This is a genomic window from Aeromonas sp. SrichE-2G, from assembly GCF_017939565.1.
Taxonomy (GTDB): domain Bacteria; phylum Pseudomonadota; class Gammaproteobacteria; order Enterobacterales; family Aeromonadaceae; genus Aeromonas; species Aeromonas taiwanensis.
In genome coordinates, this window is the sequence record NZ_JAGKRG010000002.1 from 25,098 (window position 1) to 40,481 (window position 15,384).

A 15,384-nucleotide genomic window follows, 5' to 3' on the forward strand; every position below is an offset into this window, starting at 1 on the left:
GAGATGACTCAGATGAAGAATGTCTGTGGGGCCCTGCTGCTCTGGGCCCTGTGTTCCCTGCCGGCCCTGGCCGCCTGCCAGTGGCCGGAGTGGGATCATTTCCGCGAGCACTACATCAGCGAGGAGGGCAGGGTCATCGATCCTGCCGACGGGCGCCGCATCACCACCTCGGAGGGGCAGAGCTACGGCCTCTTCTTCGCCCTGGTCAACGACGACAGGGAGACCTTCGCCCGCCTGCTGGACTGGACCGAGCGCCAGCTCGCCCGCGGGGATCTGACCGGCTTCCTGCCATCCTGGCTCTGGGGCGAGCGGGAGGACGGCAGCTGGGGCGTGCTGGACGAGAACAGCGCCGCAGACTCGGATCTCTGGATAGCGTACAACCTGCTCGAGGCGGGGCGCCTGTGGGACAACCACAGCTACTCGGCCATCGGCACCCTGCTGCTGCGCCGCATCGCCAGGGAAGAGGTCGCCACCCTGCCTGGCCTCGGACCCGTGCTGCTGCCCGGGGCGAAAGGCTATGAGGGGGAGGGGCGCTGGACCCTGAACCCGAGTTACCTGCCCCCCCAACTGCTGGCCCGCTTTGCCTCCCTCAAGGGGCCCTGGGCCGAGATGCGAACCCTGCTGCCACGCCTGCTGCGCGAGAGCGCGCCCCGGGGCTTCTCCCCCGACTGGGTGGACTGGCAAGCGGGAGCAGGGTGGCAGACCACGGCCGGCAAGGGCCCCCAGGGCAGCTATGACGCCATTCGCGTCTATCTCTGGCTCGGCATGCTGAGCGACAAGGACCCCGCCAAGGGGGCGCTGGTGGCCCATTTTGCGCCCATGCAGGCCAGGATCGCCGAACTCGGCGCCGTGCCCGAGCGGGTCGACAGCCAGACGGGGCTGAGCCAGGGGCAAGGGCCGTCCGGGTTCTCCGCCGCCCTGCTCCCCCTGTCGCAGGGACAGCCGACTCTGGAGACGCTGCGCGAGCAGGTCAAGCGGCAAGGGGTGCGGCGCGACGCCTACTATGGCAGCGTGCTGACCCTGTTCGGCGCCGGCTGGGATCAGGGCCGCTATCGCTTCGCCGAGGATGGCACCCTGCAACCCCGCTGGAGTGAATCATGTCAAACCGATTGACCCTGGGTTGCCTGCTCGCCGTCCTGGTGAGCGGCAACCTGGCCCAGGCCGCCGTCGAACCCGTCTCGTCCCTGCTGGAGCGCGTGCGCCTCGGGGAGGCGACCGGCCGGGAGGACCTGGTCAGCAACGCCCTCTACTCCCTCTCGCTGGTGGACCCGGATCATCCCGAGCTGCTGGCGGCCCAGGCCCGTCAGGCCCTGCGCAGCGGCAAGGTCAAGGAGGCCGAGGCGCTGCTCGGGAGGCTCGGCAAGCTGGCGCCGGACTCGCGCCTCTATCGCCTGGGGATGGCGAACCTGGCGATGAACAATGCGGCGCAACGCCAGCAGCTGCAGCAGGCGCGGCTGCTGGTCAGCGCCGGCCGGCTGGAGGAGGGGGAGAAGCTCTACCGCACCCTGTTCGTGGATGGCATGGCCCCCAACCTGGAAGTAGCGAGCGAATACGCGGCCCTGCAGCTGCGCCTGCCCGGCCAGCGGGCCAGGGGGATGGCGGCGCTGGAGGAGTTGAACCGCCTCTACCCGGGTCACCCCGGGGTGCGGGCCAGACTGGCCCGCAGCTACCTCGCCGATGGCCGCTGGCCGGAGGCGAGGAGGCTGCTGCAGCAGATGGCCAGGAGTGACTACGAACGCGACGACGCCGCCGACATCTGGCTGACCAGCATCAAGGAGCTGCCCGTCGGGCCCCGGAGCCTGGCCGAGTTGCAGCACTATGTCGCGGCCTTCGGCACGGGCACGGAGGCGCAGCAGGGCATGGCGCTGCTCGCCGAGCAGGAGGCGATGTGGGCGTCGCCGGCCTACCGATCGCGCCAGCAGGCCCTGGCAAGCAACGAGGGGGGCAAGGCCTCCGTCGCCCAGCTGCGGCGGGCCCTGGCCGCGAACCCGGACGATCCCGAGCTGATGGGGGCCCTGGGGCAGGCCTACTCCCGCAACGATCAGCGGGCGCTGGCCATTGCCCAGTTCGAACGGGTGCTGGCAAACCCCGATGTCACCGACAAGGACAAATGGCGCAGCCTGTTGGCGACCAACCGTTACTGGCTGCTGGTGAGCCAGGGGCGCAGCGCCCTCGAGCGCGAACAGTGGGGGGAGGCCGCGACCCTGTATCGGCGCGCCATCGCCCAGGACGGCCAGGAGCCCGAGGCCTGGCTTGGCCTGGGGGACAGCGAGCTGGGCCGTCAGCACGAGGCCGAGGCCGAGACCGCCTATCGCAAGGCACTCGCCATGAAGGGGGCCAGGGAGCGGGCCCTGGCCCGGCTGTTCGATCTCTACAAGGAGCAGGACCCGTCGCGGGCCCTGGCCCTGCTGGCGCAGCAGGGTACCCCCGGGATGCAGGCCGAAGGGCGGCGGCTCAAGGCCGATCTGCTGCAGGACGAGGCCGACCAGCTGGATCGGGCTGGCAAGCTGCAGGAGGCCCTGCGCCTGCGGGAACAGGCCCTGGCGCTGACGCCGGAGGAGACCTGGCTGGCCTACCGGGTCGCCGACACCCGGGCTCGTCTCGGAGAGGCGGGGAGCGGGGAGCGCCTCTTGCGGGAGCAACTGGCGGCGCGACCCCAGGATGCCGCCCTGCGCTACGCCACCGCCCTCTACCTCTCGGGGCAGGAGAAGGGTGCAGAGGCGAGAGGCGTGCTGGCCGCCGCCCCCCGTGCGGGGTGGAGCCCAGAGATGCGCGAGCTGGATCAGCGCCTCGCCCGTGACGAAGTGCTCGCCCAGGCGAGGGCGCGCCACGAGGCCGGGGATGATGCGGGGGCGGAGCGGCTGCTCCAGCCGCTGCAGCCCGATGACGCCGTGACCCTGACCCTGGCGGAGTGGGCCGCCGGGCGGAAAGAGTGGGCCCGGGCCGAGGAGTATTACCGCCAGGTGCTGGCCCGCACGCCCCGGCAGCCGGAGGCCCGGCTTGGCCTGGCCGAGCTGGCCCTGGCCAGGGGGGACAGGACCCAGGCCCGCCAGTGGTTGCCGGCCTGGCCTGTCAGCCCGCTGCCCGAGGATGAATTCAACTACTACCGCCGGGTGGCGAACCTCTATCAGGGGCTGGGGGAGGAGGAGACGGCCGAGGCCATCTTCGTGGCCTACGAGCCCCTGGTCGCGTCACAACCGGCGTCCCAGCAGACGGCCCTGTTCTGGCGCGATGCCGCGCGCCAGCGCTTCGCGGCCCAGGACTCCGAGGGGGCCCTGGTGCGGGATCGCAAGGGACTGGTGGCTGCGGGCCTCGCCCCCCGCGAGGATCTGGACGGGGGCGAGCTGACCCGGCTGGCCCAGAGCCGTGACGGAGAGGGGTGGCTGGCGTCAGGCTTGCGCAGCGATCTGGACAAGCATTACCGGCAGAGCCAGACCACGGTGTCCCTCGACAGCGACTACTGGGGCTCCAGCGGCACCGGGGGGCTCTCCGATCTGCGCGCCCTGACCCAGATGGCGCAGCTGGACACCCCCCTGGCCGGCGGCACCGCCTTCGGCCGGCTGGAGCTGGTGGACATGGACGCGGGCCGGCTGCCGGACTCCCCCTACCGGGAGGAGTTCGGCACCTGCGCCGCCCGGGACTGCCGTGGGCAGGAGCACCAGCAGAGCCGGGGCACAACCCTGGCGGCGGGCTGGCAGCGGGGCGCCTGGGCCTTCGATCTCGGCACCACGCCTCTGGGGTTCGAGGTGGTGGACTGGGTCGGCGGCGCCACCCTGACCGGCGACTGGCGCGAGCTGGGGTGGGGGATGACCCTCTCCAGGCGGCCCGTCAGCAGCTCGCTGCTCTCCTACGGGGGGACGGTGGATCCGGGGACGGGTATCCGCTGGGGCGGGGTGAGGGCGAACGGGGTCCGCCTCGATCTCAGCCACGATCAGGGGGGCGCAGTCGGTTTCTGGGGCAGCGCCCAGCAGCACCTGCTGACCGGCAAGAACGTGCCGGACAACTGGCGCACCCGGCTCATGGGAGGCGGCTATTACAAGCTCGTCAACGAGACCCACCGCCGGGTCAGCGTGGGGCTCAACACCATGCTGTGGCATTACCAGCAGGATCTGAGCGGCTATACCCTGGGGCAGGGGGGCTACTACAGCCCGCAGGGATACTTCTCCCTCTCGGTGCCGGTCAGCTACCGGCAGCGCACGCCCGACTGGTCCTGGGAGCTGGGCGGTTCGGGTTCCTGGTCCCGCTCCCGCACCGACGACAGCCGCCGCTACCCGCTGGCGGAGCTGCTGCCCACCGGCCTGCCGGACAGGAGTGCACCGGTGGAGGGGGGCAGCAGCAGCGGCTTCGGCTACACCCTCAACGCCGTGGTGGAGCATCGTCTGACCGAGCACTGGCGCATCGGTGGACGGGTGGACATCCAGCAGGCGGACGACTACGCCCCCAGCCATGCCACCCTGTTCCTGCGCTACACCTTCAAGCCCTGGCAGGGGGATCTCGACATGCCGCCCCGTCCCCTCACCCCCTACGCGGACTTCGACTGACAGGGGCGCCCGAGCTCGCCGGGCGCCCTCATTTCAGATAGGAACGCAGCACCCGCACCACCTGATCCAGATCCTCCAGCCGCTCGGCCGGGGTCGCCTCCGGCGCGCCCAGGTGTTCGCGCATGTGCCCCTCCAGCACCTCCAGCATCAGGCCGTTGACGGCCCCGCGGATGGCGGCGATCTGCTGCAGGATGGCGGCGCAGTCGCTCCCCTGCTCAAGGGCGCTCTCCAGCGCCCCGGTCTGGCCCTTGATGCGGCGTACTCTGGCCAGCAGCTTCTTCTTGTCGTGGATGGTGTGTGACATCGCGGATCCTCTCGCGCAATAAAACTATACTGGGGTATAGTATATTGCATCATCGGCTTCAGGAGAAATCCATGTCATCCCCCGTCTCGTCCCACTGCCATCAACCCGTCGTGCACGAAGGCAATCCGCTGGCAGAACAGAAGACCCGCTGGGCCGTGCTGCTCACCGTCGTCATGATGGTGGCGGAGATCGGCGGCGGCTGGTTCTACAACTCCATGGCACTGCTGGCTGACGGCTGGCACATGAGCTCCCATGCGCTGGCGCTCGGCCTCTCGGTGCTGGCCTATCGCGCCGCCCGTCACTTCGCCCGCGACCACAGGTTCAGCTTCGGAACCTGGAAGATAGAGGTGCTGGGGGGCTTCAGCAGCGCTCTGCTGCTGGTGGGGGTGGCGGGGGTGATGCTGTTCGAGTCGCTGGCCCGGTTGCTGGATCCCAGCCCCATCCACTACCAGCAGGCGATCGGCATCGCCCTGCTGGGGCTGCTGGTGAACCTGGCCTGCGCCTGGCTGCTGAAGGACGATCACGGCCACCATCACGGGCACGGCCATGGCCATCATCATGACCACCATGATGATCATCACCACGACCATGATCATCATCACGGCCACCAGGATCTGAACCTGCGCGCCGCCTATCTCCACGTGCTGGCGGACGCGGCCACCTCGGTGCTGGCCATACTGGCGCTGGTGGGGGGCATGCTGTGGGGGGCCGACTGGCTGGATCCCCTGATGGGCATAGTGGGGGCCGCCCTGGTGGCGGTCTGGGCCGTCGGTCTGCTGCGGGACACCGGCCGGGTCCTGCTGGATGCGGAGATGGATGCGCCCCTGGTGGACGAGATCCGCGAGGTCATTGCCGAGCTGCCTGACGCCGAGATCCACGATCTGCACGTCTGGCGAGTGGGTCAGGCGCAGTATGCGGCCGTGCTGTCGCTGCAGATGGGCACTCCGCTCCCGGCCCGGGCGATCCGCGATCGGCTCGCCATCCACGAGGAGCTGGTGCACCTGACCATCGAAATCGCCGAAGCCTGAGGCCGGGTCAGCGCCCCCCCTCGCCGTCCCCGGGCTCCTGCCAGAGGGAGCCCAGCATCAGCCTGAGCAGCAGCCCCGGCGGATCGTCGAGCAGGCTGCCTGGCTCCAGCAGCAGGTGGCCGTCGGCGCGAAAGCCCAACCTGGCGTGGACTGTGCCCTCCTCGTCGCACACCTGGAGGATGCCGGCCAGGGCGCCCCCCTCGCCGGGCTGGCAGCGTAGCCTCAGTTCTCGCGGCTCCCCCAGCAGGGTGAAGGCGCGGGCAAGGGGTGGGCTCTCCTCGTAGTCGGGCCAGCTGAAGAAGTGGTAGCGCTCGGCGAGCGCACCGGCCTGCTGGCAGAATTGGTCGAACAGCTGGGCAATCTCCTGATACTCCTGATCCAGCCGTTTCGCCTGCTCCTCGATCCGTTTCATCCCCATGGCTCCTTGCTATCCAGTTGATTGGACATCGGTTTCTCTGGCATGCGTCCCGCTCTCTGCTGGTATGAGCCGAAAGAGGCGAGCGGTCTGTGAGCGCGATCCAAGTTTCGTTATGAAAACGTTATCTTGTTGAAAAGGATTGGTTTTTTTTGCCCATCCGCTCACATTTACGACAATCCCTGCTGATTAATATGACACCGCTCGGCCACGACCGGGTACCTCGAGTATCGAGACCAACTACAGCGGGAATTATAAAAAAATGGATATGAAAAAGACCAAGGTGGCGCTGGTAACAGCCTCACTGCTCGCGCTTTTGTCAGGCTGTAACGACAACAGTTCTTCCTCTTCTACCCCCACCCCCCAGGATGAGCCTGCCGCTCGTCTTCCCAATGTCCAGCCCCCGGCCGAGCTGCTGACGGCCGGCCCCGACGAGGCCGTGATCGCCCTGGTCGATACCCAGAGCAGCGCGGCGCGCGGGGTCACGGGCCCCTTCGCCAACCACAGCCTGCACCTGTGGAACAACGACTCCTGCAACGCGACGGCCGAGAGCGGCCTCAACAGCAGCTGGGATGACAAGAGCAAGACGCCGTCCGAGGCGGACAGCTTCGGCCCGGCCTGGGTCGTGCCGCTCAGCAAGATGGAAGGCTGCATCAACTTCATCGCCCGCAACGGCGATCTCGCGAACCTGACCGGCAGCGACATGAAGGTGGTCTTCAGCGATCACCCGGATCGCACCGTGGCCATCGTGGCGGGCAAGAGCGAGATCTTCGGCAGCCGGGCCGAGGCCTTCACCGCCGCCTTCGGCGTGGCGGGGGCCAGCGCCCACCTGATCGACGGCAACACCCTGATCTGGCAAGGGGGCAAGGACAAGCCCTATGTGCGTCTCTACTACACCGAGTCCGGCACCATCACCGCCAACAGCGACGGCGTGTTCGACTTCCCCTACCTCAAGCTGACCCCGACCAGCCTGAGCGAGGAGCAGCAGGCCAAGTACCCGCACCTCAAGGATGCCGCCGCCTTCGCCCTGCCCGCCGGGCAGGACCTCAAGCCCCTGCTCAAGGGTGAGCTGGTGGCCATCGGCACCGACGCCGACGGCATTCTGCAGGGGGCCACCCTGGTGCAGAGCGCCGGCGCCCTCGACGCCCTTTACAGCGAGGCGGCCACCAAGCTGGCCTACGGCGCCGTGGTCGAGGGGGGCAATGTCACCTTCCGGCTCTGGGCGCCGACCGCCAAGTCGGTCAAGCTGGCGCTGTTCGACGAGCAGCACAACGCCCTCGGCGAGCGGGCCATGACTCTGGACGAGGCCAGCGGCAGCTGGAGCGTGCAGGGGGGCAGCGATCTGGTCGGCAAATACTATCGCTACGACATCCAGGTCTATCACCCCGTCAGCCGCAAGCTGGAGTCCTATCAGGTGACCGACCCCTACTCCCTGAGCCTGGCGATGAACTCCGAGTTCAGCCAGGTGGTGGATCTCGACGATCCGGCCCTCAAGCCGGACGGCTGGGACAGCCTGAAGGCGCCCCACAGCCAGCAGAACCCCGCCGACATCACCATCTATGAGGCCCATGTCCGGGATCTGACCGGCAACGATGCCTCGACCGATGCAGACAAGCGCGGCAAGTTCCTCGGGCTGACCCAGCCCGACAGCGTGCCGGTCAAGCACCTGCAATCCCTGGCCAAGAGCGGCGTCAGCCACCTGCACCTGCTGCCGGTGTTCGACATCGCCACCGTCAACGAGGATCCGGCCAAGGTGGCCAACATCGGCGACGACTTCAGCAAGCTGTGCGAGGTCAATGCCGAGGTCAAGAACTCCAGGTTCGCCAGCCACTGTGGCGGCGGTGAGACCATCGAGGCCGTGCTGGCAGATCTGCAAGCCAGCGACAGCAAGGAGAACCCGGTCGTACAGGAGCTGTACGGCTATCTGCGCGGGGTCGACTCCTTCAACTGGGGTTATGACCCTTACCACTACACCACGCCGGAAGGCTCCTACGCCACCAATGCGGAGGGGACGACCCGGATCAAGGAGTTCCGCGAGATGGTCATGGCCATCAAGCAGAACATCGGCATGAACGTGGTGATGGACGTGGTCTACAACCACACCAACGAGGCCGGCCTGGGTCCGAAGTCCGTGCTCGACAAGATAGTGCCCTGGTACTACCAGCGCCTCAATCCGGAGACCGGCTCGGTGGAGAACTCCACCTGCTGCTCCAACACGGCGCCGGAACACGCCATGTTCGCCAAGCTGATGGATGACTCCCTGGTGACCTGGGCGCGGGACTACAAGATCGACGCCTTCCGCTTCGACCTCATGGGCCACCACCCGAAAGATCAGATGGTGCAGGCCCTGGCCGAGGTGAAGAAGGTCAACCCGGACATGTACTTCTACGGCGAGGGGTGGAACTTCGGCGAGGTACAGGATGACAAGCGCTTCGTGCAGGCGACCCAGAAGCACCTGGCCGGTACCGGCATCGGCTCCTTCTCCGACCGGCTGCGGGATGCGGTGCGCGGCGGCAGCCCGTTCGACGGCGGTGAAGCCATTCGCAAGACCCAGGGCTTTGGCAACGGCGCCCTGGTGGATGCCAACGAGCTGGATGGCGTCGATCTCGCCACCGCCCTGCACCAGTCAGACCTGGTGCGCCTCGGCATGGCCGGCAACCTCAAGGAGTTCGTGCTGACCGACAAGGACGGCGTACCCAAGAAGGGGTCCGACATCGACTACAACGGTCAGGCCGCGGGTTATGCCCAGGATCCGACCGAAATCCAGAACTACGTCGACAAGCACGACAACCAGACCCTGTTTGACAACCTGGTCTACAAGGCGCCGGAAGGGGCCGATCTGGTGCGGATGCAGGGGGTATCGCTCGCCACCGCCATGCTGGGGCAGGGTATTCCCTTCACCCACGCCGGGGTGGAACTGCTGCGCTCCAAGTCCATGGAGCGGGACAGCTACGACTCCGGCGACTGGTACAACAGAGTCGACTACACCCTGGGCGACAACAACTTCGACAAGGGGCTGCCGCGCAAGGACAAGGACGAGGCCAACTACGAGCTGATCGAGCAGGTGCTCGGCCTGCACGCCAAGCCAGGGTCGGCCGAGATGCAGCAAATGATGGGCTTCTACCAGGAGCTCTCCGAGTTGCGTCAATCCTCCCGTCTGCTGCGTCTGGGCAGCGGGGCTGAGGTGATCAAGCGGGTCGACTTCCGCAATACCGGGCCGGATCAGGTGCCGGGTCTCATCGTGATGACGGTGGATGATGGCAGCAAGGCCGGCGCGGATCTGGATCCGGCCATCGACGGCCTGGTGGTGATGATCAACGCCACCAACCAGTCCCAAAGCATCGGCGACTTCCGTGACGGCGACGATCAGCCCATCGATCTGGCCGGCATGGTGCTGAGCGGGGCTCATCACGGCACCGGCAGCATCGCCAGCGGCGCTGCCGTGGGGAACGGTGAGCTGACGCTGGGGGCCTGGTCCGCCGCCGTCTTCGTCAAGCCGCAGAGCGGCGCCCAGGGCGCGGGTCTGCCGGTGAGCAAGAAGACGGATCTGAGCACCTTGCCCCCCTTCGGTGATACCGAGGTGTTTGTCCGTGGTTTCCTGGGGACCTGGGATCCGGTCAACAAGATGAGCTTCAGTGGCAACTACACCTATGAGTTCACCACCGAGGTGACGACGGATCAGCTGGGGACGACCCAGGTGAAGATCGCCGGCAGCGACTGGGGTGGCCCCATCAACTACGGCAAGTGCAGCGATACCGACCAGCTGGCGACCGGCCAGGTCAGTGCGCTCTGCGCCAATGGCGGGGATCTGCCGTTCAACGTGGACAAGGCGGGCACCTACAAGTTCGTCTTCACCGCCATGAACAAGGACAAGCCTACCTTGAGCGTCAGCTACACCGAGCCGGTGCAGAGCTGCAAGGTGCTGGACACGGTGGCGGGTAATCCGCTGGGCTTCCCGCTCTACGTGCGCGGCAGCCTGAGTGACTGGCAGGCACAGCCGGCCTATCAGCTGAGCTACAAGGGGATGGAAGGCAACCTCGCCATCTACCAGGCCGCCTTCAACTACGCGGGCAGCTTCGACTTCAAGTTTGCCAACGACGATGGCAACTGGAGCAAGCAGTTCTTCGTCAAGGATGCCGGCGGCACCCTGATCGCACTGGAGCCGGAGCAATCCTACCCGCTCCAGCACGGCGATGGCGGCATGGGCAACAACAGCATCACCCTGGCGCAAGGGCTGTGGAGCTTCCTGGTCAAGGTCGATCCGACCAAGACCTCCGGCGAGGTGGGCACCGTCATCGTCCAGGAGTGCAGCGCCAAGTAAGCAACCCCATCGAGCCCGGGGCCGGCTCGGCAGCCCAGGGTTGAATTCCGCCTCGCCAAGGGCGGGATAACACCGAGAGAGTAAGCAAAGCGCGACTGCCGCCCGGCAGGCGCGCTTTTTCTTTGTCACCGCTGCGGGAGAGGCAATAAAAAGCCGCCCCGATTGGGGCGGCTGTTGGCAGTGAAGCTCACGGCTGGCTTAGCGCTTGCGCAGCAGGCGCAGGGCGTTGGCGGTGACCAGGGCGGTGGCGCCGGTATCGGCCAGTACCGCTATCCACAGGCCCGTGATGCCGAGCAGGCTGGTGACCAGGAAGATGGCCTTGAGCCCCAGGGCCAGCGCTATGTTCTGGTGGATGTTGGCGAGCGCCGCCCGCGACAGCCGGATCATGGCGGCGACCCCGCCGAGCTGGTTGTGGGTCAGGGCCGCGTCCGCGGTCTCCAGCGCCACGTCGGTGCCGCCCCCCATGGCGATGCCGATGCTGGCCCGTTTCATGGCCGGCGCGTCGTTGATGCCGTCGCCAATCATCGCGACCTTTTGCGTCAGACCGAGCTTGGCGATCTCATCGACCTTGCCCTCCGGCAGCAGGCCGGCGCGCCAGCCCATGCCGAGCTCGCCGGCGATGGCCTCGGCGGCGCGGGGGTTGTCACCGGTCAGCATGATGCTATTGAGCCCGAGCTCGCCCAGCTCGCGCAGCGCGGCGGCGGCCTCCGGCCGGATCTGGTCGCGCAGGGCCAGCAGGGCCGCCGGGGCGGCGTCAGGCTGGCCGAGCACCACCACCGTCTTGCCCTGTTGCTCCAGAGTGGCGACCCGGGCCTGCACCGCCGCATCCAGGGTGGCGATCCGGCTCGGCGCCAGCAGTTGCCAGAGCACGCCGTCGACGCGCCCCTCCACCCCCATGCCGGGCAGGGCGCGCAGCTCCCGGGCCGCCGCGAGGGCAAGGCCACGTTCGCTCGCCGCCGTTACCACGGCGCGGGCCAGAGGGTGGTGGGAACCCTGCTCGATGGCGGCGGCCAGGGCCAGCAGCTCGCTCTCGGTCTGGCCATCGAGGCTCACCAGCTCGGTCAGTTGCGGCTTGCCCAGGGTCAGGGTGCCTGTCTTGTCAAAGGCCAGGGTATCGATATGTGCGAGGCGCTCCAGGGCCGCGCCCCCCTTGATGAGGGCCCCCTGGCGGGTGGCTGCCGCCAGGGCGGAAGTGACCGCCGCCGGGGTGGAGATCACCAGGGCGCAGGGGCAGCCGATGAGCAGCAGCGCCAGGGCGCGGTAGATCCACTCGTCCCAGCTCTGGCCGAAGGCGAGCGGGGGCACCAGCATCACCAGCAGGGCGACCAGCATCATGGCCGGGGTGTACCAGCGGCTGAAGCGGTCGATGAAGCGCTCGATGGGGGCGCGCTGGGTCTCGGCCTCCTCGATGAGGTGCAGAATGCGGTCGATGGCGTTGTTGCCGGGCTCGGAGACCACCTCGAGGCGCAGCACCCGATCCGCCGCCAGACTGCCGGCGGGCACCTTGTCACCCCGGCGGCGCTCCACCGGGATGGATTCGCCGGTCAGGGCGCTCTCGTCAAACGCGCCGAGGGCGTCGAGCAGACGGGCGTCGGCGGGCAGGCGGGCGCCCGGGGCGATCTCGATGATGTCGCCTGGACGCAACTGGTCGGCGGCCACCTCTTCACGCCGCTCCCCGTCGGGCGTCTTGCGGATGCGCAGCGCCTTGTCGGGCACCAGCGCCATCAGGGCGGTGACCCCGGCCCGGGCGCGACCGGCGGCGTAGGCCTCCAGGTGTTCCCCCAGCATGAAGAGCAGCAGCACCATGGCCGCCTCGGCGGTCTCGCCGAGGAAGAGGGCCCCCACGGCGGCGACCGTCATCAGGGTCTCGATGGCGAAGGGGGAACCGCTTCTGGTCAATGCCCAGGCCTTGCGGGCGACGGGCCACAGGCCCCAGAGGGTGGCCAGGGTAAAGATGGGCTGGCCGATCGCCTCTGGCAGCAGGGCCGCCACCCCCATCAGGCCGGCCAGCGACAGGGGCTGCCAATACTTGCCGAGCAGGTTGCCAAGCGGGGTCGCCAGAGCAGCGCCTGTGGCGGTCTGTGCCTGCTTTTCATCCTGCTCCCCCTTGAGCCGGAAGCCGGCGGCCAGCACGGCGGCGGTGACGGGGTCGGGGGCCTGGCCCGGGGCGAGATCCACCACCAGCTTCTCGGTGGCGAACAGCACGCGAGCCTGCTGAACCCCTTCGACGCGGCTGACGGCCGTCTCTATCTTGCGGGCGCAGCTGGGGCAGTCCATCCCCAGCACCTGCCAGCTGTGGCGGCGGCTGTCGCGGGTGGGTGCAGGCAGGGGGCCGTCGGGGACGAGTGCGTGATGCGCAGAGGGCGGACTGTTGGCCCCGGCGGGGGGATCCTCATCCCCGGTACATTCGCCTGCGCCGTGCTCCTGGTGATCCCGGGGGGCCTGACGCTGGCAGCCCTGGGTGGCGTTGTCGCAGCAGTGGCTGTCGTGCTGGTGCTCGTGGGGGGCGGCCTTGACGATGCCCTTGATGGGGGATGCATGGGAATGGCCGCAGCAGGATTTGCTCATGATGAGTCCCTCTTGAGTGGATCCCGCCCCTGCGGGATCCCCGATGTCTGGACCCAGTGTAAACCTTGGTCTTTAGTCCAAGGTCAAGCCCGGTTTGTGGTCCCTGTCCGGAGGCATTGGGTCCAGGTCTTGTGGCTGGAAAGCGCGGGGGACGGGAGCAGGCAACAAATCCCTCTTGTTAGCGGGTGTTTGTCCCCTGCCGCTGGGCCTATACTGTTGACCCTGGATCCCACACCGATAATCAAGGACCTAACATGAGCAATACCGTCACCCTGCAAGGCAACCCCGTCTCCGTTTCCGGCCACTTCCCCGTTGCCGGTGAGCAGGCCAAGCCCTTCTCCCTGGTTGCCAAGGACCTGTCCGACGTGACCCTGGCGAACTTCGCCGGTCAGCGCAAGATCCTGAACATCTTCCCGAGCGTCGATACCCCGACCTGCGCTACCTCCGTGCGCAAGTTCAACGAGCAGGCCAGCGCCCTGAACAACGCCGTGGTGCTGTGCATCTCCGCCGACCTGCCGTTCGCCCAGGCCCGTTTCTGCGGCGCCGAGGGGCTGGACAAGGTAGTGAACCTGTCCACCCTGCGTGGCGTCTCCTTCCTGCAGGACTACGGCGTGGCCTTCTCCTCCGGCCCGCTGGTAGGTCTGGCCGCCCGCGCCATCGTGGTGCTGGATGAGCACGACAAGGTGCTGCACAGCGAGCTGGTGGCCGAAGTCGCCGACGAGCCGAACTACGCCGCCGCCCTGGCTGCCCTGTAATCCGCGCCCAGCGCTGATGGCCGACGGCCTGCCCCGATGCAAGGGGCAGGCCGTTTTTCTTTGCCGTTTGCCCGACTCTTTTACTTCTGGGGCGGGTCTGGCTAGACTTCGCCCCCATCTCTTCCCTCATCCTGTCTGCGTAGCCCCATGACCTTTAGCGAACTCGCCCTCGATCCCGCCCTGCTGGCCCTGTTGCCTGCGGGCCTGCAAAACCCCACTCCCATCCAGCAGCTGGCCATTCCTGGTGCCCTCGCAGGCCGGGATCTGCTGGCCCTGGCCCGTACCGGCAGCGGCAAGACCCTGGCGTTCGGCCTGCCGCTGCTGCAGAGGCTGGACGCAGCCAGTGACCGGGTACAGGGATTGGTACTGGTCCCCACCCGGGAGCTGGCAAGCCAGGTGAGCGCCGCCCTGCAGGAGATTGCCGATGGGTTGGGGGTGCGCCTTCTGACCCTGTGTGGCGGAGTCGCCCAGGAGCAGCAGGTGGCCGAGCTGGCACAGGGGTTACAGCTCCTGGTGGCGACACCGGGCAGGCTGCGGGATCTGGTGAACCAGGAAGTGCTGACCCTGGCCGGGCTGCGCACCCTGGTGCTGGACGAGGCGGACCGGCTGCTGGAGATGGGGTTCTGGCCCGACATCCAGTGGCTGATGCACGGGATGCCCGAGGCGCGCCAGCACCTGCTCTTCTCCGCCACCCTGCCCACCGAGCTGGAGAGCCTGGCCATGGGTCTGCTGCGGGATCCGGTCCGCATCGAGGCTGACCCCCGCAACAGCCTGGTGAGCGAGATCGAGGAGCGGCTTTATCTGGTCAACAAGAGCAGCAAGGTGCCGGCGCTTATCGCCTTGCTCAGCGCGCAGGCCTGGCCCCAGGTGCTGGTGTTCATCAGCGCCAGGGACGATGCAGACGGGGTGGCGAAGAAGCTCGCGAAGGCGGGCATCGCGGTGGCGGCCCTGCACGGGGAGAAGGATCAGGGGGCGCGGGAGCAGGCGCTCAATGACTTCAAGGCGGGCAGGGTGCGGGTGCTGGTGGCCACGGATCTGATGGCGCGCGGCATCCACGTGGAGGCCCTGCCCGTGGTGATCAACCTGGACCTGCCCGCCCATGCCCCCGTCTACGTGCACCGCATCGGTCGTACCGCCCGGGCCGGGCGCAGCGGGCTTGCCATCTCCCTCACCTGTCATGGGGATGGCGAGGCGCTCGAGGCCATCCGCACCCTGACCGGGCGCGAGCTGTCGCTGGCAGCGCTCGACGGTTTCCCGGTGACCGACAAGCCCGCGAGCGGCGAGGGCAAGCGCGCTCCCCGCGACAAACAGGCGAACCGCCGCACCCAGGGCAAGCGCAGCATCAAGCAGTTCAAGAGCAAGGCGTAAGGCCCCGCCGCCATGGCCGGCATGACAGGCCGGTTCATCGCAGTACCACACAGTGAGAGGGTCGGGGCCAAGCCCGGCCCTCTC

9 protein-coding genes are annotated in these 15,384 nt (G+C 67.9%); 6 read left to right on the forward strand and 3 right to left on the reverse strand.

Annotated features, from left to right (window positions below):
- The first annotated feature begins 3 nt into the window (after window positions 1-3).
- Both bcsZ and bcsC read left to right on the forward strand, forming a co-directional pair.
- Window positions 4-1,113, forward strand: coding sequence for a cellulose synthase complex periplasmic endoglucanase BcsZ (gene bcsZ, locus J9885_RS00810; RefSeq protein WP_246876764.1), 1,110 nt, complete (start codon window positions 4-6; stop codon window positions 1,111-1,113).
- Window positions 1,098-4,541, forward strand: a complete 3,444-nt coding sequence (gene bcsC, locus J9885_RS00815) for a cellulose synthase complex outer membrane protein BcsC (protein ID WP_210547784.1) — start codon at window positions 1,098-1,100, stop codon at window positions 4,539-4,541. Before bcsZ ends, bcsC begins: the two co-directional genes overlap by 16 nt.
- Before the next feature lie 28 nt (window positions 4,542-4,569).
- On the opposite strand, the gene J9885_RS00820 is transcribed toward bcsC, so the two are convergent.
- Window positions 4,570-4,845 (reverse strand): metal/formaldehyde-sensitive transcriptional repressor, encoded by a 276-nt coding sequence (locus J9885_RS00820; RefSeq protein ID WP_210547785.1) that lies wholly within the window; start codon window positions 4,843-4,845, stop codon window positions 4,570-4,572.
- Window positions 4,846-4,916: 71 nt separating this feature from the next.
- On the opposite strand from J9885_RS00820, the gene dmeF reads away from it, so the two are divergent.
- Window positions 4,917-5,873 (forward strand): CDF family Co(II)/Ni(II) efflux transporter DmeF, encoded by a 957-nt coding sequence (gene dmeF / locus J9885_RS00825; protein ID WP_210547786.1) that lies wholly within the window; start codon window positions 4,917-4,919, stop codon window positions 5,871-5,873.
- 7 nt (window positions 5,874-5,880) lie between these two features.
- Here dmeF and J9885_RS00830 read toward each other — a convergent pair whose 3' ends face one another.
- Window positions 5,881-6,285, reverse strand: coding sequence for a hypothetical protein (locus tag J9885_RS00830; RefSeq protein WP_210547787.1), 405 nt, complete (start codon window positions 6,283-6,285; stop codon window positions 5,881-5,883).
- Window positions 6,286-6,550: 265 nt separating this feature from the next.
- Here J9885_RS00830 and pulA point away from each other — a divergent pair, with 265 nt between their 5' ends.
- Window positions 6,551-10,609, forward strand: coding sequence for a pullulanase-type alpha-1,6-glucosidase (gene pulA / locus J9885_RS00835; protein ID WP_210547788.1), 4,059 nt, complete (start codon window positions 6,551-6,553; stop codon window positions 10,607-10,609).
- Window positions 10,610-10,807: 198 nt separating this feature from the next.
- Here the strand turns inward: pulA and J9885_RS00840 are convergent, their stop codons facing one another.
- Window positions 10,808-13,177, reverse strand: coding sequence for a zinc/cadmium/mercury/lead-transporting ATPase (locus tag J9885_RS00840; RefSeq protein WP_210547789.1), 2,370 nt, complete (start codon window positions 13,175-13,177; stop codon window positions 10,808-10,810).
- 254 nt (window positions 13,178-13,431) lie between these two features.
- On the opposite strand from J9885_RS00840, the gene tpx reads away from it, so the two are divergent.
- Both tpx and J9885_RS00850 read left to right on the forward strand, forming a co-directional pair.
- Window positions 13,432-13,932, forward strand: coding sequence for a thiol peroxidase (gene tpx, locus J9885_RS00845; RefSeq protein ID WP_042074074.1), 501 nt, complete (start codon window positions 13,432-13,434; stop codon window positions 13,930-13,932).
- A 147-nt stretch (window positions 13,933-14,079) separates the two neighbouring features.
- Window positions 14,080-15,300: a DEAD/DEAH box helicase gene (locus tag J9885_RS00850; protein ID WP_210547790.1), complete on the forward strand. Its 1,221-nt coding sequence runs from the start codon at window positions 14,080-14,082 to the stop codon at window positions 15,298-15,300.
- Window positions 15,301-15,384: the final 84 nt, after the last annotated feature.